At 50.3% G+C, this 19,946-nt stretch carries 14 protein-coding genes and 1 pseudogene; all 15 read right to left on the bottom strand.

What is annotated here, in order from left to right:
- Nucleotides 1-40: 40 nt before the first annotated feature.
- Nucleotides 41-466, bottom strand: coding sequence for a DoxX family protein (locus MHH82_RS17275; RefSeq protein WP_145038374.1), 426 nt, complete (start codon nt 464-466; stop codon nt 41-43).
- Nucleotides 459-947, bottom strand: a complete 489-nt coding sequence (locus tag MHH82_RS17280; protein WP_145038372.1) for a phage tail protein — start codon at nt 945-947, stop codon at nt 459-461. The genes MHH82_RS17275 and MHH82_RS17280 overlap by 8 nt, the downstream gene beginning before the upstream one ends.
- A 75-nt stretch (nt 948-1,022) precedes the next feature.
- Entirely contained in the window at nt 1,023-1,502 is a 480-nt protein-coding gene (locus MHH82_RS17285; protein ID WP_015735620.1) for a GyrI-like domain-containing protein, read from the bottom strand.
- Nucleotides 1,503-1,840: 338 nt separating this feature from the next.
- Nucleotides 1,841-7,753, bottom strand: coding sequence for an S-layer homology domain-containing protein (locus MHH82_RS17290; protein ID WP_340966975.1), 5,913 nt, complete (start codon nt 7,751-7,753; stop codon nt 1,841-1,843).
- 204 nt (nt 7,754-7,957) lie between these two features.
- On the bottom strand, nt 7,958-9,226 hold the full coding sequence (locus MHH82_RS17295; RefSeq protein WP_036673980.1) for a cytosine deaminase: 1,269 nt from the start codon (nt 9,224-9,226) through the stop codon (nt 7,958-7,960).
- Entirely contained in the window at nt 9,195-10,472 is a 1,278-nt protein-coding gene (gene codB / locus MHH82_RS17300; protein WP_251496366.1) for a cytosine permease, read from the bottom strand. Before codB ends, MHH82_RS17295 begins: the two co-directional genes overlap by 32 nt.
- Before the next feature lie 285 nt (nt 10,473-10,757).
- Nucleotides 10,758-12,097 (bottom strand): annotated as a pseudogene (locus MHH82_RS17305) (MFS transporter).
- A gap of 38 nt (nt 12,098-12,135) precedes the next feature.
- A complete protein-coding gene (locus tag MHH82_RS17310) occupies nt 12,136-12,399 on the bottom strand; it encodes a CD3324 family protein (RefSeq protein ID WP_145038368.1) in 264 nt (87 codons plus the stop codon).
- Between the two features lie 164 nt (nt 12,400-12,563).
- Nucleotides 12,564-13,604, bottom strand: coding sequence for a Cfr family 23S rRNA (adenine(2503)-C(8))-methyltransferase (locus tag MHH82_RS17315; protein ID WP_251496369.1), 1,041 nt, complete (start codon nt 13,602-13,604; stop codon nt 12,564-12,566).
- A 320-nt stretch (nt 13,605-13,924) separates the two neighbouring features.
- A complete protein-coding gene (locus tag MHH82_RS17320; protein WP_251496372.1) occupies nt 13,925-14,416 on the bottom strand; it encodes a hypothetical protein in 492 nt (163 codons plus the stop codon).
- 119 nt (nt 14,417-14,535) lie between these two features.
- A complete protein-coding gene (locus MHH82_RS17325) occupies nt 14,536-15,243 on the bottom strand; it encodes a hypothetical protein (protein WP_340966982.1) in 708 nt (235 codons plus the stop codon).
- A 331-nt stretch (nt 15,244-15,574) separates the two neighbouring features.
- Entirely contained in the window at nt 15,575-16,582 is a 1,008-nt protein-coding gene (locus tag MHH82_RS17330) for an SGNH/GDSL hydrolase family protein (protein ID WP_340966984.1), read from the bottom strand.
- Nucleotides 16,579-17,955 (bottom strand): FAD-dependent oxidoreductase, encoded by a 1,377-nt coding sequence (locus tag MHH82_RS17335; protein ID WP_340966985.1) that lies wholly within the window; start codon nt 17,953-17,955, stop codon nt 16,579-16,581. The genes MHH82_RS17330 and MHH82_RS17335 overlap by 4 nt, the downstream gene beginning before the upstream one ends.
- A gap of 40 nt (nt 17,956-17,995) precedes the next feature.
- Nucleotides 17,996-19,009, bottom strand: a complete 1,014-nt coding sequence (locus MHH82_RS17340) for a glycoside hydrolase family 130 protein (RefSeq protein WP_340966987.1) — start codon at nt 19,007-19,009, stop codon at nt 17,996-17,998.
- 34 nt (nt 19,010-19,043) lie between these two features.
- A complete protein-coding gene (locus MHH82_RS17345) occupies nt 19,044-19,946 on the bottom strand; it encodes a carbohydrate ABC transporter permease (RefSeq protein WP_251496388.1) in 903 nt (300 codons plus the stop codon).

The following is a 19,946-nucleotide window of genomic DNA, read 5'->3' on the forward strand; positions in this document are numbered from 1 at the left end:
GCAATAACCCCGTTCAGATAGCCGTGATTTCGCCCTGTTCTTAAGATAAGCGGTTCTTCGGTGGCCGTAGCGCCCACGAGACGATATTAAGTACCGCATAAGAAAGCGGTAGGATAAGATTAAACCCGTAATCCCCGTAATCGTTAGCAAATGCATGAGATAATGCCGCACCCGTCATTAAAAAGAAGATGCCGGCGTGAACCCATTCTTTAAGTCGAGGTAAACCTGGCACAAGGAGAGCGATGGCACCAAGCACTTTCCAAATTCCGAGAATGGTCAATACATATAGTGGATAGCCCAGATTCGTCACCAATTCGAGGTTTCCCCCAAATTGCATCAACTGTCCGATGCCACTTAACATAATAGCTGCTGCAAGCAGTCCTGTGACTGACCAATAAGCAACCGTTTTCCCTAGAGGGCGGGTATTTATTTTCATGCTTGTTTCTACACCGATCACCTTATTCATTGGTTTCCACCTCTTCATTATAATCTCTCTTGATCACAAAAAACGAGCCTCGAATCGTTCCTGCAAGTTTCGACTTCTGCCTAGCGAACTTGAACTTCCCTTCTAACTCTTCGGGCACCTCCATCCCCTCCGAAAGCTTAAAACCAACGGCTCGCTTCTTAGGATCATCCACGGTATACATTACGTTTAACCCGAGACCATTCTCGTAAAAAACATAGGCAAATTGAATGTTTTCCACTTGAAAACGTGACGTTTCCAATGGTTTGGCCGCAAACTCAAGATCACGCTCTTCTTTCAATATTCGGTTCACATAATCCAGGGTCTCCTGGCTCTCGCTAGCCGGTACAACAGTAAATGCATGCTTATACTTGTTCATAAAGTAACGGGCTTCATTCGCCCGTAAACCAGCAAGCGCTTCTGCTACGGGCGAAGACTCTAAACCAGTTGAAGATACATGTTTAAAATCAACGATATTGGACAAGATCATCCCTCCTAATAGTTTTGCGAGCTTTCCTTCTACTATAGGCAAAGCTCGCTCGAAAGCATTCGTGGCTCTTTATTTCCGAACAACAGGAATCCACATTTCGCCTAATATTTGGCCGTTTCGCTGTCCCATATCCACCATGGCATTCGGCCCGCCGACATAAGCGAAATTGTTGGCTTCCGGCAATACTTGACCAAAGGCGATACCAGCAAGCAATTGACTCAACTCATCAGCCGACTGCCCCTCCCCTTTTACAACGAGGTAATCCCCTTTAGGAAATTGGATAACGCGGGTTGCTTCGGGCACCGATTCCTCTGTCATGACGCCGGCGTAGAACATCATCTTGTTGTTAACCGCTTCGTTTACGGCAAAAATGTAGTCATTTGCGGCGATGCCCTTTAATGTGTCCAACCTTCCGTCTTGCTTCACGGCTTCCCAAAAGTCGGCCTTCTCCTTGTTAATGCCCGCATAGTCGGTGTAGTCGCTCTGAAGCTCAGTTCCAATTCCTAAAACGATAAAGCTGTCTTTTTCCTCGAGGATGTAATTTGTCATTTTCAATCCCTTCCTTTTCTTTGAATATTCATTTCGTTCGATGGGTTAATCATAACTTTTAATCATGTCAAAAAATGATACTGTTTAGAGGGCTTATGAAAAAAGTTAAAACGGATGAATTCCATCACTTGGTTTCTTATCCTCAACTCGGGTCAAGAGCTTGCAGCAATAAGACAAACTAGCCTCGATTCTCGCAATTTCTTATGCATGTATATTCTTGTAATCAAGTGCTTACAAGAATACAAGCAACAAAATAAGAACGGGAAGTTTCTCCCGTTCTTATTTTGTGAGCACTTCTAATTCATGTCTTTTTGCCTGATCCTCATGTTTTCTTTTGTTTATGAGGCTTCCCGGCTTTTGACCAGGTAGTTGTACATCAGCTCGGCTGCCATTGCCCGATTGGTAACGGCCTTTGGAGACAGCTTGCCTCCGCCGGTGCCTTGAATCAATGCGGCTTCAAGCATGAAATCCATCGCTTCCCGCGCATAACCGGATACGTCCTTCGCATCGGAATAACGATCCATGTCGTCTCCTCCGCCCGGAAACTCGCTTCCGGCCGCTTCCATCATCGCATGAAGCATGACGACCATATCCTGACGCGTGATCGAGTCCTCCGGTCTAAACCGGTTATCTCCCGTTCCATGAACCAGTCCCAGCTGCTTCGCAGCGGACAAATACGGCGTATAATACCTGCTCCCCGCATCGGCAAAATTCATGGCGTCATCCGTTTTCCCTGGTTTGATGCCGAAGGCATTCATGGCCATGACCAGGAAATCGGCCCGGCTGATCTTCTCCTGTGGGAGAAATCGCCCTCCGCCTACACCTTTAACAACGTCCCTGGCAGAGAGGTAATGAACGGCGTCCGCATACCAGCTGCGCGGGTCTATATCCCGGTAAGATACTTGCTTATATGCGATCCCATACGTGCCAAGCTTGCCCGTTTCAAAGGTCAGGGTACGATGCTCGACATTGTAATAACCGTTTAGGACAGCGGATACGGATCCCGTTGCATTGAGTTCCCACGCGACCAGCTGATCCAATCGCTCGTCAGCCTTGGCCTCATAATGGAGCGATACCTTTACAGGTGTGCTGCTTCCCGGCCACTCCACCGTCTTGCCATCGATCTGCAGCAGCAGCTCGACGATCGGTCTGTTCCAAATCCCGGCTAGTCGGTCCCCGGAAAGCCCGCCTTGATTGCCCGGACGAATCACGAGGCCCGTGAACTGCCCTGCTTCCTTCAGATTGTTCAGCATATTGGAAGGCACCTTCACAGTTGCCAGTGGGGTAACGATTTCGATCCGTTCCCGTGCGTGGTTCCGGTTCAAGTACGCTGACGGTACCTGGATGACGATTTCGCCGTTGAACGTTCGGACGCTTTCGTCCAGTTGAATCGTGACGGTCTTAATTCCCCGCCCATCTGCTGTTACGCTTTCGAAGGCTTCGCTGAGCTCCAATTCGCCGATGGCTGCCTGAGCCTTCTGACCGTTTATTGCGACTTCCGCCGTAATCGTTCCCGGTCTGGAAGCTCCAGTGGTCGGCGGTGTGCCACCTGGCTTGCTTGGGCCTGGTTGATTGCTGCCGCCTCCATTATTGCTGTTGTTTCCGTTGTTTCCATTGTTTCCGTTATTGCCGTTATTGCCACCCCCATTGTTTCCGCCGCCGTCATTCCCGCCACCTGGAGGTGAGGATTTCTTTGTGGTCGTAAAACGATAGATTGGACTAAGCTGCCTGGCGCCGAATTCATCGGTAATATCCATATACCAATAATATGTCTCATCGGCTTCTCGTCCATTCCATACGGCAGAAGCAATTTCTCCGGACTTCACGTCTTTTTGCTCGCCAATCAGCGTATCTTTGTACACATTGACCGCGAAATAATCGGTTGCCACCCGTTTTTGAATATCCCTGAACGCAAACGGCTCCGTAAAATCCTCAATGGCGTCGTCAAAGAAATTATAATCGTCCAAGTAAGGCGAATACGTATCCACGTCCAGCGTGCCGGAGGTTGGATCGAATTTCAGCAGACGCAGATAACCGCTTCCTCCGTTCGGCCCTCCCTGATAATCCGCCAGCATTTCAATGACCTGTCTTGACGATCCGTCCGGATGCGTCACCGTTTTCACGACCCGGTTGGCAGCATGATAATGGCCGCTTAGCACCAGCTGCACGTTTTTGTTTGGCGCAATGACCTGGTCAAAAACGCGCTGCGCCATACTGGACAAGGTTCCGTTGCTCTCCAAATAAGCGTGCATGCCCACGATCGCGATGCGGTCCGCATGCTTCTTCAACACCTCGTTGGCCCAAGCGATCGTTTCCGGCGTATCCTCCAGTCCAAAGCCGATATAGAGGAAAATAAAGTCGTGGCCTCCGAACGATACGAGGTCGTAATGGTTGCGGTTGTTATCCATTTCGCCGCCATACCATGGGTTGTTCTTGTACCGGTCGGCCCCGACATACTTTCCGTAGAAGGAGTAATCCACGCCGTCAATGATGACGTCGTGATTGCCCGCCAGCACGCCATACGGTACGCCCGCTTCGTCCAGCTTCTTCAAATTCCGGTCGGCTACGGCCCACTGCTTCTCGTCGTCGGCCACGTTTACGATGTCGCCGGTATGGATCACATAACTGAACAAGCCTTTCTTGTATTCTTCCGTGATCCAATCGCCCAGCTTATCGAAAATGTCCGGGTACGATTCCGCGTAATACTGGGTATCCGTAAACCATAAAATGTTGAACGGCGCATTCGCGCTCTTCACTTCATCTTGGACCATGGCCTGGATTTTGCCGTTTCGCACGTAAGGGCTAGGATCCACTTCCGCTGTCAAGACGATGTCGGATTCGGCTTCGTCACCGGTGGCCGACTTCAGTACCGTCCACTTGCCGCTCTCATAATCCCAAGCATACAGCGTCACGATACGGCCCGGAAGCGTGCGCCCTTGCCAGTGCAGCTCAACGGTATCCTGTTCCGACCATGCTTCGTCCAGCTCAATTTCGAATCGATGATAAGGGAACCCGGAATCCGTATCCGTGATAAGATACTCACCGTCCGGGTAAGCCATTTTCTCGGCCTCCTCCTTGCCGATCCCTTTCTCTCCGTCCGGCGCCAGTACGAGCGGAGGCTCCCGGTCTGCAACGTTGAAATGGCCTTCGATCCCGTCTTCGCGGGCAAAGTCGTATTTATCCCCTTCCAAGAAGCGAACGTCCATCGAATCTCCGCTCGGATCGCTGAGTCGTGCTCTTAGGCTCGGATTCAAACCCACATTCTCCACGAAATCGGCTGGGGAAACCTCGCCCGGAAGGAGAGGTTTCTCCTCTTCGATCATGAAGGTGCGAGAGATCTCCGCCGAATTGCCGGCCCCGTCGAGTACGGTCACATTCAGAGTATGCTCGCCCGGCGCAAGCAGCGTGGAAGATGTTTCATAAGGTAGCGTGATTGGCTCGCCATCAAGCTCCGCCGCAATGCCCGTTACGCCTGTTAAATTGTCTGAAGCGACCACATCCAGCATGAACGGCCCTTTGAGCTGCATGGCGTCAGTCAATAATTGCCCTTCCCCATACGATATCCCTTCAATCTCGGGTGCGGTGTTGTCGACAGTCACGTCGATGGTCTGGAAGACTTGACCGTTCATCGACATGCTCAGAGGATATACCCCGTCCTTTACCGAAGCGGTGTCGAGTTCGGCATATCTTGCCGTGAACTTGTCCTCCGGAATCGGAAAGTGGAAGTCGCTGATCATCGGCTTGTTCGGGTTGCTGCCGTAATCCGCATCGCCGAATCCGTAGTACGTATCCTCTCGGTAATCCACGGACGACTGCCCAAGGTTGCCCAGGTAGTTCAGTACCTTATCCGGTTTGACCACCGAACCGTCCGGCAGCACAAGATGTAGATTCATCACTTCAAAATCATCATGGTTGTTCTTGCCGAATACCTTGTCATGGTCTTTGACTTGATATGGCGCATTCTCATTTCCGGTATGCACGGAAACCGTTGTCCCGGTGACGAACAGGTCAGGAGCCATATCGAACATCGACCAAGCGCCGTCGATGTATTTGGGCAGGATGCGGCTGAAAAATACCGTCTCCCCGCTTGCATCCAGCGCGCTTGCCGACGCTTGGTAAATCTGATCGATCCCCCGGGTCTGCATACCCAGCTGTACCTTACCCGGCAGTGCCTTGCGAAGCGGCAGCGGATTGGCCTCAAAGCGAACTTCGATGTCGTCTTCAGCCCGGGAGCCGTAAGCATAGAAGGAAAACTTTCCGCTGATCATGCTGCCGTTTGATAAGGACAACCCCGGCTCTGGCAGCTCCGTTCCCGTATTCTCTTCGTTAACCGTTAGCAAGCCGCCTCGGGAGTTATATGGAACTCGAGTGCGGTTGCCGCTGCCGTCGGCAGCTTCAATGATATACCGATAGACGCCGATCTCATTTAGCGTGATCGTGCCTTGGTAGACGTAAAGGCCATTTTCTTGGGACGCAAGCGTCAGCGCATGCTTGTCCGTAAACGCTGTCGGCTCCTCGGTGGCCGCTCCAATCAGCACTTCAATGGAAGCAAGGGGCTCATCGCTGATCACGGAAACCGGATAAGCCTGTCCCTGGCCCAAGTTATAGGCGGTCTGCTCATGCTGCAGCGTCGGGGCAATCATGTCGACACCTGCAACAGGCGGCACCTGGACGGGATCAATGCTGCCAGGATTGGCGTACATCCGATTATCCAGACGTTTCATGGTCGTTCCTGCATCCGGATAGGCATATCGAACGACCGCATTGCGGACGTCGTTGACCAGCCTGTCCGGGCTGTCCGGGCTGCTGGGATCGTACCAGGCCTGTACGATGTACGAATTGGCCTGTCCCGGCGCGGACAAGGCAATCCCTCGATGCAGCGAATTCGGAAGATTGAAATCCGAAGCTTTCGAATTATCGTAGAAAATAATATCGTTGTCGTTCAGCGTGCTGTTAAAATGCAGATTGAAGTCCGCCGTCGTCGTATAACCCTTGCCGTTAGCCACGGCTTCCTTCGCGAACCAGATAACCGCTGCGCTGTACGGCTCGACCGAGGTATGATCCGGTACCTTCCAGCTCTTAGGCGCCGTTGTGCCCGGATATAGATACCAGAGGGTGTAATCCTTGAGGTCCAAAACCTGATCCGAGTTATTGTAGATTTCAACGTATTCGTACTGGTTGCCGCTTCCCCACCGGTAATCCCCGGCCGGGTTCGGAAGAATTTCGGTGATTAGAATACGCGGTACGTCCCCGTCTGCAGAAGCTCCGGTTAAAGCCGTTTCATAATCGACAGATCTCGACTGCTGAAGTCCATCCACTGCCTCGATATAATACTGCAGCTTATCCCCGGTCAACTGATCGGCCGGAATGACCGCATCGAATTGATCACCGCCCCGATCGATCATGTCGATCTGGCTGTAGGGACTATTGACTGCCGTTTTGTAATACATCTTAACTACCAGCGCATCTCCGTCCGCGTCATAAACGCTTGCGCTGACGGTCAGCGGCTGTGTCCGCTCGGTAAAGGCAATGGGCGTGTGATTGATTTCCGGCGCACGATTGTCAAGCGGCGATAGCTGGCCCAAGTCAACGATTCCGGCGCTAAGCGCAGCTTCCCTGGCGTAAGGAATCATCGCCGAACCGCCGGGAGGCAGCTGAAGATGTACACTCTTGCCGTCGCCGACATCATTGGCAGTATAATAGAAGCCGCTGAGCACGGCGGCGTCGTCGCCTTTTCGGGTTATGTATAAGCCGCGGTCCGTATTGTTGAGGCCATCCTGTCCCCGAAGCTTGAATACCGGTACCTGGTCGGGAATCGAATGATACCGGCGGAAATCGGATTCCGTCAGGGCAGCGGCTGCTCCGGTAATGGATGAGCTTGTCCGTTCCACCCAGAGCACGGCCGGGCTGTCCGCCGGGATGACCACCCCATCCGGCTTGCCGTATACGGTGTCCGTTACCGTCAACGTCTTCACGCCCGTATTGTAGTCGTAACGCATGTTGAATTCGTCATTAAACGAGATCGGCGCTCCCGAATGATTGTAAACCTCCACATATTCGAACAGGTCGGCCCCGCCCGCGCCTTCGATTGTCTGCTGATTCGACCGGTCATCGGGATAAATTTCCGAGATCAACACCGGCATTGCTCCCGAAGGGGCCGCATAGGCCGAGTTGCTTGCAAGCGCAAGCTCAAACAAGCTGCTGCCAATCAGTATGCCGGATAATAATCCGGCGATCCATTTTCGCTTCATGTGCTCCTCCTCTATGCTTTATTCCTCTAAAATCCTAAAGCACAAGGGTCAAGCGAGTATCAAATGTAATCGCGTGTTTCGTAAACGAATCCTCAATAAAAAGAAAGCCATCGCTACGTACGCGATGGCTTTAAATTGCCTGGTAACCTATTTACAATTTCAATGGAATATCAAACGATTCATTCAGAACCTGTCTTCAATCCATCATTTATTAAAAGTGACCTTCTCCGAACCGCCCTCAAGAATGATTGACGTGTCCCGCGGTTTCGTTTCGGCGATTTTGCGGCCGCCTCTGAACGAGTAGAGCACTCCGGCCTGTTTGCGGATAGCCTCATATTCGTTCTCGGCTTCAAGAACGATGAAGTTCGCAGGCTTGCCTTCTTCAATACCGTACACGTCCTCGATATGCAGCGTTCTTGCACTGTTCTTCGTAATGAGATCGATCGAATTCACGATTTGATCGTAACCGAGCAACTGGGAAGCATGGATGCCCATGTGCAGCACCTGCAGCATGTTGCCCGTGCCCAGCGGATACCATGGATCAAAGATATCATCGTGACCGAAGCACACATTAAGACCGGCTTCCTGCAGCTCTTTCACGCGAGTCAGGCCTCTTCTTTTCGGATACGTGTCAAATCGTCCCTGAAGGTGAATGTTGACCAACGGATTGGAGACGAAATTAAGGTCCGCCATCTTCAGCAATCTGAACAATTTGTAGGTATATGCATCATTGTACGAGCCCATCGCCGTCGTGTGGCTTGCCGTGGTGCGAGAGCCCAGCCCGCGTTCGTAGGCTTCTTTGGCGACGACTTCCACGAAACGGGATTGCTCGTCATCAATCTCGTCGCAATGGATGTCGATGAGACGGTCGTATTTTTCAGCGAGGTCAAACGCAACCTTCATCGATTCAACGCCATATTCCCTCGTGAATTCGAAGTGCGGAATGCCCCCAACCACGTCAACGCCCATTTTCAGCGACTCCTCCAGCAATTCCGCGCCGTTCGGGTAGGAGTGAATGCCTTCCTGCGGAAAAGCGACAAGCTGAATATCGATGTAGGGTGCCATCTCTTCTTTCACTTCAAGCATCGCTTTTACCGCAGTCAAGCTTGGATCTGTGACATCCACATGCGTCCGAACATGCTGGATGCCTTGTGCCATCTGCCACTTCAGTGCCGTTTTGGAGCGCGTTTTGACGTCTTCATGCGTCAGGAATGCCTTGCGTTCAGACCAACGCTGAATGCCTTCGAACAGCGTTCCGCTTAAATTCCATTCCGGCTCGCCTGCCGTTAACGTTGTATCCAGATGAATATGAGGTTCAATGAACGGCGGCAGCACAAGCGAGCCGCCCACGTCAATGACTTCCTCATTCGCCGTTGCTTCCAGCGACTGCGTGATTAGCTCAAACTTACCGTCTTTCACGACGATATTCCACAAACCTTCTTTACCCCGCAATTTTGCGTTCTGTATAATCATTGTTTTTCCCCTTTTCTTTGGTTTCTTTCGCAGGAGCGATCAGCATCAACACAATGTAGGCCACCGCCGTACCGATTAGTGCGTTCAATGGCGTTATGCCTGGAGCAAGCTGGGCGAACGCCACGCCGATAGCCCAAGCCAGCATCGCTATCCAGTTTACCTTCTTGAAAGTCATGTCGGCAAACGGCTTATAGTTTCTGCGCTTCACAAAAAAGTAGTCCGCGATGATGATGGCCCCGATGGACGGTACCGCCGCGCCCAGCACATTGAGGAAACCGACGAAATTGTTGTACATCCACATGGCCAATACGGTACCCACGATGCCGTTTACGATGACGAAGAATTTTTTCGATATTTTGGTGATGTTGGCAAATCCCAGTCCGGAAGCGTAAAGAGCGTTATCATTGGTCGTCCAAATATTCAGCCCCAGTACGATGATCGCAGGAATGATCAGTCCTTGCAGGAACATGACCTCCGAGATATCTGCCAGGTTATAAGCCATAGCGCCAACCGCACCGAACAGGAACATGAGCGAATTCCCCAGGAAGAACGCGATGACCGTGGCGGTAACCGCCTGCCTTGATGTCCGGGAGAACCGTGCAAAATCGGGCGTCAAGGTTCCACCGCTAATGAATGAGCCGATACAAATGGTCAGTGCCGCTGCTGCGGTCAGCGTCTGTTCAGGCGTGTAATCGAGCAAGCCTTGCAGACCGCCCAGCATATCCGCGCCTTTGAACATGGAGTAACTGCCGAGAATGGTAATGGCCGGAACCGCGATATAACCCAAAATGACCAGCGACTTCATGCCGAAGATGGCCGATGCCGTCATGGCGAGACCAAACAGGAAGATCAACAGATACACGTTCCAATCCATCGCTTTGGCAACCGGAATTGCAAACATGGCCACGCCGACGCCGAACCATCCGACCTGCGTGAAGCCAAGCAGGAATGATGGCAGGTACGACCCTTTCTTACCGAACGCGTATTTTGCCAGCAAATGCGTGGAAAGGCCTGTTTTTGCCGCGATATGTGCCAGCGCACCTGTGTAGACACCGAGTGCCAAATTACCCGCAAGCACGATTCCAATAAACTCCATGAACGTCAAGCCGACGCCCAATGTCCCCCCTGCCAGCATGCTTGCCGAAAAGAATGTGAACCCTAACATGACGGATAACGTCTTCCAAAAATGGTTTCTTTGCGTTTTCGGTACCGCTTGCCATGAAAACTCTTGATCTTGTTTGCTCATCAGAATACCTCCAGGTTAAAGTGTTCTGATACCAAAGAAGCAGAAAAAAGAGGCTACTCGTCAAGTCTTCACTGACAAGTAGCCTCTTCCATCACATCATAACCCGCGCGAAGACACAGAGCATCCCTGACGGAATATGCACTGAATCACGCGTGATTATAAAAATCCGCTGCCCTTGCCAGCCTCTCTGGACTGAATTAAAGGTACCAGTATTCAATTACCTTCTATTATTTTGGAAAAGCCTGCAGTTGTCAATGTTATAATTATCCAATGGTTAAAATCCTCTTAAGTATCTTTGATGCGGAAGGATATCGTAAAACTCAAGAGCACGAAGATAAATTGGAGGGACAAAGCCAATAAGATCCCCGTTAATATATCCAAATTCAACGACTGACTAATCGCAACGAGGGCTCCGCCGATTCCAATGCTCAAGCCAGGACTAAAGGCATCTGTAAACTGAAGACTGGCGGATATTTCCCCCTCTTCCCCTGCTTTTACGTGCTGCAGCGCAATGGCTCCGGTGGTTGGATGTGCCAGACCGATGCCAAACCCAGTGAAAAGCTGCGAAATAACTGCAAATCCAATTCCCCCTCCAGGTAGGCCCACAGCCAGCAATACGGATAAAACACCAATGATCATAAATCCAATACCGATTGTTACCCATTTCTTTCGTCCCTTCCCGTGGTCTTTATCATCAAGCTTAGACTGCAGCCAAGCGGCCGTTGACCAACGTAACGCACCCGCGGCTACAATCAGTCCCGCTACATCTGCAGGGAGCTTTTTTACATCAGTCAATGCCAGTACGACATAGCTTTCAGTCGCATTATAGCAAGCCACGAAGAATGCTCTAGAAGCAATCGTAGCTGGCAGACCTGCTCTAGCGCTTAAGGTACCTGCAGGCAGCAATGTTCGCAAAGGCTGAATCAAGATCGCAAATCCTGCCAGTGAAAGCAAAATACCATTCCAATTGGTTATCAGGCTTAATCCAACCAGCAGCAGGCCCGTTCCTATTGTTAGAAGTAATGCAAATCCTTCTTTTCGGCTGTTCTTAAGAACAGAATCCCGTCTCACTGGAAATTTGAGAAAAGCGGGAAGCGTCAGCAGTACAGCCAAACCAATGAAAGGAAGCACCAGCCAAAAAACCAATCTCCAGGACATATACTCCGCAATGAGTCCGGCAATATAAGGGCCGATTAATGCAGGCAAAATATATGCCCCGGAAAACAAAGCAAGTATTTTCGTTCTCAGTTTATCGGGATAACCTAGAGTAATGCTGTAATACACGCATGTAACAATAGCCCTGCACCAAATCCCTGAAACGCTCTCCCTGCGAGCAGCATCATCATGTTCACAGAAACAGCAGCAATCACGATGCCTGTCACAAAAATAAAAATCGATATGCCAAACTATGCAAAAACGCCGATTCGGTTGATCCGTTGACCTATAATCATCGTTCCGAGGATTTGGGCCAATAGAAACGCGCTGAATATCCAACCGAACAAATGCAGCCCATTCAACTGTTGAGCCAGGGTCGGTGCAATCGTCACAAGTGCCAGTCCTTCAAACGCAACGGTCGTTACAGCAAGAATGATCCCTATAGTTAAAAAAATCCCTTCAAGTAACAGTGCTGGATTTTAGCACGCTTGAAGGGATTCGTAGGTAATTATTTCTGATAAATTATTTTTCTGATAGCGTAGGTTGATAAAAAGAACGATTCTGAGAGTTCCTCGACTGAAGCGCCAGATAAATACGCATCCACAATAGCATCATTTCTTTGGTTAATTTCTTTTCGTGCGCCAGACAGCTCTCCCCAGACATTAAACTCATCTTTTGTAGCTGGTATATAGAGGTATTCGCCTTGGACATATTCCTGTAATTGTTCTACTAGTTCATCCGGCAAGACGACATAAGCATTAATATATCTCACGAACGACTCACTCCTTGAAATTATTGTTCAAGCAGCAAAGCCAGTTTCTATTTTGTTGGCTGCTCCATGCAAATACTCAAAACCGGCTCTGCATGGAGAATCACATGTGTTATAGATGTATTTTTTAAGAACATTGTATTCCTCCTGGTTAGTTGATCGACTTATTAAATGTTACCGTTTGATCCATATAGTTGACCGCATGCTGCGTTGATGTCTGATCCGAATTGGGTCCTCACGGTGACATGGATTCCCTTTGACTTCAAGATTCTAAGGAACATATTGATGCTGTTCTGATCCGACTCCACAAAATTTTGTGATGTGGCATCATTGGTATTGTATGGAATTAGATTGACGTGATATAAATGTTCCCACGACCCTCTTCCACGCAACAAATCAGCAACGGCTTTAGCATGTTTAGTTGAATCGTTGATACCCCTTAGCAGGATATAAGCAATGTAAACCTTTCGCTTTGTTTGCTGAATATGCTCGTCCAACACGGTCATAACTTCTTCTAATGGAAAATGATTGTTAATGGGCATTAACTCGCTTCTCTGATCATGAAATGGTGAATGAAGCGAGAACGTTAAATTAATCTGTGGAAATTCCTTCGTCAACTTTTTTACTCCAGGTAATAAACCTATGGTAGAAACCGTAATCCTTCGATGTCCTAAACCGAAAAGTTTAGGATCCGTCAGCACATGCAAAGCATCAAATACATATGGATTTGCAAGTGCCTCTCCCATTCCCATAAAAGACACACTGTCCAAGGGATGGTTATTCAAAGTAAAATAAAGCAGTTGATCCGTTATTTCATCCGTTGTAAGATTCCTCTTCAAACCGAGTGTTCCCGTAGCGCAAAATGTACAACCAAATCCGCAACCGCACTGCGAAGAGATACAATAGGATTCCCAGCCCGTTTGATAACTTAACCTTACGGATTCAATGTATTCATCGCCTGGGATAGCAAACAGAATTTTGCTAACTTGGTTGGATTTCTGCTCCATTTTCGGTGTGATGCTTAACACATTGTTTCCAAGCTCTTTGATTAATTCATTTCTTAATGGCTTAGGCAAGTTGTTCATTGCTTCGAAATTTCCGATCTTGTTCTTGAAGATTGCCTCTGTTATTTGCGAATATCTATAATTCGGTTGATTTAGAGCCGATAAGATCTTACGTATTTTTTCATACTTAGATAAATGCTTCATTTCTATCTCCCTTTAAACGGAGAAAACGCAAAAAAGCACCAGCTTACCGGTGCTTTTTGCGTACATTAACCTAACTATACCTATACAAAAATAAGAGACTAACTATAAATAAGTCGCGAACTGTATATATGCATAGAAGGATAAAGTTCCGGTATCTGATTTGTAATTATGTGAACCTTGTCAAACATCGCTTTACATGACAGGTTCACGTTTACATCTACAATCTCAGAAGCAGTCATCACTTTATCCCTCCCATTGTTCATCATCGTTATTGCATGAAAAAAATTTAACACAAGATATATATTTCGGTCAAGGCGGGCTCAAAAATAGGATTCAACGGCCTTTACTGTTTCGTCTTTAGTGCTGTTGAAGCCTGCACCTCTGATTGTTCTGGTGGGTAGAGGGTAAATCGTTATGAGTTTCTCATATATTTCCTTTACCTCTGATCGATTATCTTGTTTTATATGGACTACCAAAGATTCGAACTCCGGAATGTCCTTCTTTCGATACAAGTCATATCCAAGCTCTATCGTTTCGGCAAGTTGATTGCGAAATGCTTGAGAAACTTCCGGTCTTTCGAGATACATCTTAATGGAGTACATAATATTGGACCCATACCGTTCTCCGGCTTGGCTTAATTCATCGGTTCCTGAATCAGCTTGGGGATTCATATTCATGGACTCAACAGCTTCTTTCGTTGCTATCTCTTCTGGGATGCGTGGATTGCTTTGTTCACTAGCGCTGCAACCGACACTAAATGCAATGAACAACATCATAGTGATGCGGCCAGAATTTTTCACAAAACTCTTCAAGCCTGGTTCCTCCTTAAACTTTATATTGGTAGTTTACCAGGCCGAGGTTTATTTTTCTATAAAACCCATTATCTTCATTAGATTAAGGTGTAGCATGCTGCCCATTCCATTCATTCGTCTTATTTTTGACCTGTAAAGTCATCTTGGATCTTTTTCAATCGTTCAAGATGCGGTTTCAACTGCCGCAGCATTTCCGCTTTATATGACTCTATTTGATCCTCGAAAAACATGTGGTGTGCGGCATCCTTGAACGACATAATGGTTTGATTTAACGCACGGAGCTCAGTCGCCAGTGCGCGCAAGGTTTCTCTGGTCTTGGCGTCAATTGTTTTTGGATTAGACTTCCAATACGAATAGCTTATTTGGTATAACGGTCGCCATGTCCTTGCTTGAAAAGCGAGAATAAACATGTCCTCCTGGTTATCCGTTGTCATTGCCGTATTATTAACTGAAAGCTTGGGAACCGCGTTGTTGGGGAAGGTGTCGCTAAATTCAATGATCGTTAATAGCTGCTCATCGATTTCCTCCGCTTGGATCTTCGCCTTATCGATCCATTGCCGTATCTTGGCAGGATCTTCATTTTCCTTCGACTCGCTGATCGCCATCAGCGTATCAGCAAGCGGAATGGTTTCAGAAACGTGCTTCACTAAATAGGCAAATGCCGAGTCGTTCTTCAGCTGATACAGGGAATGGAGACTGTTGTATCTAACAGATGCCTGGTTTTCCAAATGCCTGTACACCGCAACGTTTATAATGATGATAATAATAAGTATTGGTGCGTAGATCTTTATGTGCTTAGGCAAAGCTGTACTTCCTTTCTGATACATTCATCTTGTAAGTTGGATGATTTAATTGCTGCTATATGAAGTTGCTAGTTTATTTTCGCGAATGTTAGTTCATATTGCAGTCGAAAAAATAGTTTAACATACCAATTCATCAACCCTAAATGGATAATATATTCCTTAAAAGTGCCCGTCAGCTTAATAAGCATTAAATGCACCTGACTTAAGTAACAACAAGAATTTATATATTTCAAACCAAAAAAGCCGCATAGGATGCGGCTTTAAGGTCTTCAAGTTCTTTTCGTCCAATCAAAAGAAAGTCCAAAAATGATCCGTCATGATTCCCATTGGTTATCCCGAATATAATAGAAACTCCTCACTCCGCGTTTCGATGTACAGCCCGTAACGCAAAGTCATGAAGATTGCGGAAACGCCGGCCCAGCAGCTCATACCCCTCGGCTCCAGGGTGTAGGCCATCCGTCAGAAAGGCTTCATCCTCCGGACCGAACCACTTCAAGCCGTCCTGATAGTATAACTGGCGATCGCCCCGAGCCCTTAGCAGCTCCACGGTCTCGCGGATAATTTCCCGCATTACGGGCAGGGTGAAGCCCAGCGAATTGAGCTGCGTTTCGCGGACGGTGCCATAAATCGGAGAAATGACAAGCAGCGGGGTATCCCTGTGTTTGTCGCGTATCGTCTCCAGCAGGCCAATCAGCAGCGGCTTGAACATGCGAGGACTTAAGGTGCCCCCGCCATAGATGTTCACGCCTGCACATATCGAGATGAAATCGGCCGGCAAGTCGCGAATCAGACGCCCCATCATCGGTTCCATGTGGCAGTTGCCGGAGAAGCCGAGATTGGTCAAGCTGAAGCCGCAGGCTTCGGCGGCAATGGCTGGCCAAGCGCGGGAGGGGCTGGAAGCCCCGACGCACTGTGTAATGGAGCTCCCGTACGTAACCCAGCGGGGCCGGGTGTCCGGCAGCGGGACTCCGACGGCATGGGCATCAATCCGTAGGCCGGTGACGGTTATTCCTATATTTTGAGGGAGCCAAATCTCCACATCCTTGATTCCGTCCTTAAGTCCGCTGAACAAGGCTTCTGTTGCTCCGCCGGGCAGGCTGAGCGTCTGGCATAGTCTACCTTCTACAACGCAATCCATGGCGGCGGCGTCCGCAAGCGGTGCAAAAGATACTGCCACCTCGGTGGAGTCCGTCCGCAGCCGCAGGCGAACACCGGCACATATCTCGGCTTTGCCATCGATTCCCCCAGGCGGATACAGCTCGTAATCCATGTAAGGAATACGCCACGGCTTGATACCATCCTCCCCGTGTTCGAGCGACACGGCACCGTGAAACCACTCATCCGTTAATGGAAGCCGCTTCACGGCGCATTCCCGCCCTTCTGCTTATCAGCCGGAATGAAATCTTCTCCCAGCCATACATCCTGCTCCAGCAGCCGCTGCTGAAGCTCGGCTACGGAAATGCCGCGCGAGCCGGTGCCGTCCCGCAGCGCCAATGCAGCCGCCGTTCCCGAGGCCTGACCCATGGAGAAGCAGTTCGGCATCACCCGAAGGGAGCCTTGCACTGCTCGGTCCGAGGATACGCAGCGTCCGGCAACCCAAAGGTTGTCGATGCCAATCGGCAGCATGATCCGGTACGGTACGCCGTGTGAAACCCCGGGCGGCAGGTGGTTAAAGGTCATCTCGCTTTTGCTGTTGGCGAGATGAATATCGATGTAGTATGCGTTGCGGGCAATGTCGTCCGGGAAGGAACGCGCAGCAAGGAAGTCATCGACCGTCAGGATATAGTCCCCTTCGATCCGCCGCGTCTCCCGGATGCCGAGCTGCTCCCCGCTCGCTACCATATGGGCGCGCTCAAAGCCCGGCACGTAGCGGCGGAAGAACTGCAGCTGGCGTTCCGCCGTGCGGCGCCCTTCAATCGCCCCCCGCGTCAAGTCCTCGGCAAGGGTGCCGTCCACGCCGAATACATGGCCGAAGTTGACGCCTACCAAATAGTCGCTGACCCAAGCAAGGCCGGAGATCGACTTGCGGCCCTCCGGCAGCGCGCCGTCCTCGATCGCCAGCTCCACCGTCTTGTGCAGTTGTCCCGTATCCCCGCTCTCCTCTAAGTACCGTCTGAACCTTGGACGGTCCACATTCGCAAGCAGATAGCACATGCTGCCGGGCTGAAGCTCGCCCGCTTCCCCGCCCTTCTGAAAAGGAGCTCCCGCCAATGCGGCAACATCCCCATCTCCCGAGCAATCGATAATATACCTGCAGGGGATGAAAGAACGTCCTGTTTTGTTGACGACAACGACACCTTCAACCTTTCGGCGGTCCTCAGACAGGACAACATCGTAAACAAAGGTGTGATACAGCGGCGTCACGCCGCTTTCCAGAATGGCATCATCATAAACCCGTTTCAGCACTTCGGGATCGATCGGCACCCAATCCAGCATCTCTTGATATTCCTCGCGGTACTGAGGATCGCATGCCTGCTTCATCCGTTCCATCAATTGAAGGCCGAGACCGCGGATAATCGGCTTCCGCTTATCCGTAAAGGGACAGAAAGCCGGAACGAGCGCAACCGTGCCCATGCCGCCAAGGAATCCTCGCTGCTCCACCAGCATTGTTTTCGCCCCCCCTTTCGCAGCGGCAATGGCCCCGGCGATGCCTGAGGCGCCTCCGCCGATGACAAGCACATCCACCTCGCGGCTGACCGGAATGCTGGCGGATGGCAACGTAATATGTCCTTTCATAGAAACCCTCCCCATTCTGTATAGCTTCAACATGTCATCATTACTTATGGACTGTGCCGTTCAGACAAAGATGCAGCAAATCATCTACATGCGCAGTTGCCAGGCATTCTACGGTATCGGCGGCGCCGTAGTAGATTTTGACTTCTCCGGTATCCTCCAGAATCATGCCCCCCGGAAAAATAACATGATTGCGGAAGCCGCCATCGGTCTCATAATCGGCTTCCGGGGCAAGCAGCGGCGTCTCCGCCATGCCAATGATCCGGCTGGGATCGGCAAGATCCAGCAGTAATATGCCGGACGTATATCGCTTCTTCCAGCTGTCCTCCCAGCCGTTCTTCCCCCGGCTGCGATCGATGTCCACGGCATGGAACAGGGTCAGCCAACCTTTATCCGTTTTGACGGGCGGAGCGCCGGGGCCTACCTTGTCATTGGCATAAACTACATCTTCAACCGCCAGCAGCAGCTTGGAGTTTCCCCAGTATTTCAGGTCAGGCGAGTCGCTCATCCACATATCGAAGCGGTCTATCCCGCCCCGGCTGTATACAGGCATCGGGCGCTCCAGCCGGACGTACTTGCCCCCGATCCGCTCCGGGAACAATACCATGTTGCGGTTGTCCGGCAGCGATAGGCTCAGCACCTCGAAGGATCTGAAATCTTCGGTGACGGCGATGCCGCCGCGCAGCCCGTGCTTGGTATCGACCGCAAAGCACATATAACATTGTTCGCCGATTACCGTTAGACGCGGGTCATACACGCGGATGACCTCTTCATCATGCCAGGACCAGCACGGTTCCGGCTGCACATCCCATTTTATGCCGTCATCGCTGAAGGCCAGCCCAAGATTCGTCGTGTGATGAGGAGCAACAATCCCTTGATGTTCATCACCGTAGTCATTGCGAAAAACCATCACATATTTGCCTTTAAATTTGGTAACCCCGGCATTAAAGACCAACGCCGGACCATAGGGCACATCACCCGGAGTCAGAATCGGATTCGCGGAATGCCGGGTCATGATCGGGCTGGAAAACAAAGGTCCCACTGTTGAATCTCTCATTTGCATCAAACTCCTTGTATATGGAATTATGAAATTAACCTTTGACTGAACCCGCCGTCACTTGAATAAAGGATTTGTTCGCCACAATATAAGCGAGAAGCATCGGCAGAATCGACAGGCATGCTCCCGCCATCATCAAATGGATCTGCATGGCCGCGGAAGAACCGTAACGAAGATTCGCCAGCCCGACGGTGAGCGTCTGCAGCTGAGGATTCGTCATCGTGAACACCAGCGGCAGAATGTATTCGTTCCAGGCATGGCGGAAAGCAAACAGCCCGGCCACGCCAAGCCCCGGCGTCAGGAGCGGGAGAATAATCCGAAAGAAGGTTCGGACAAAGCCGGAGCCGTCCACCATGGCCGCTTCGTCAAGCTCGCGGGGAATCGCTTTGAAGAAACCCAGCAGCATAAAAAATGTGCTGGAATGGGCACTGATCAGAATCAGGATCACGCCCCACAACGTGGTATTCAGGTTCAGCGCGACCATCAAATCGAATTGCGGGCGCAGCACGATCGCACCGACGGATATAAACATCATCGACGCCTGCGTCGTCACATACAGGGATTTGCCGGGAAAATGGCGACGGTCCACCACATAAGCCGCCATGGCAGCTACCAGCAGGGTGCCTGCGGTAACCATAATGCTGACAAAAGCGCTGTTCCAGGTATAGCGGGCAAAATTAGCCTGCTTCCATGCTTCGGCATAGTTGACGAACTGCAGCTTGGCCGGCAGTAGGCTCCCGCCGGTCATCATTTCGGCGCCGGTCTTGAGCGAACCGGACAAAGTCATCAACAGGGGAAATAATGTCAGTATCGCCGTTATCAATAAGAACAGCCACATTACCGTGCGGCCCGCAATTCTGCCTATGTGACCGGTAGGCGGGCGGGCGGCGATTTTGCCGCGCGCATCCGGCTGTTGGGGTAATACCTGTTCGTTCAT

The organism is Bacillus sp. FSL K6-6540, from assembly GCF_038007545.1.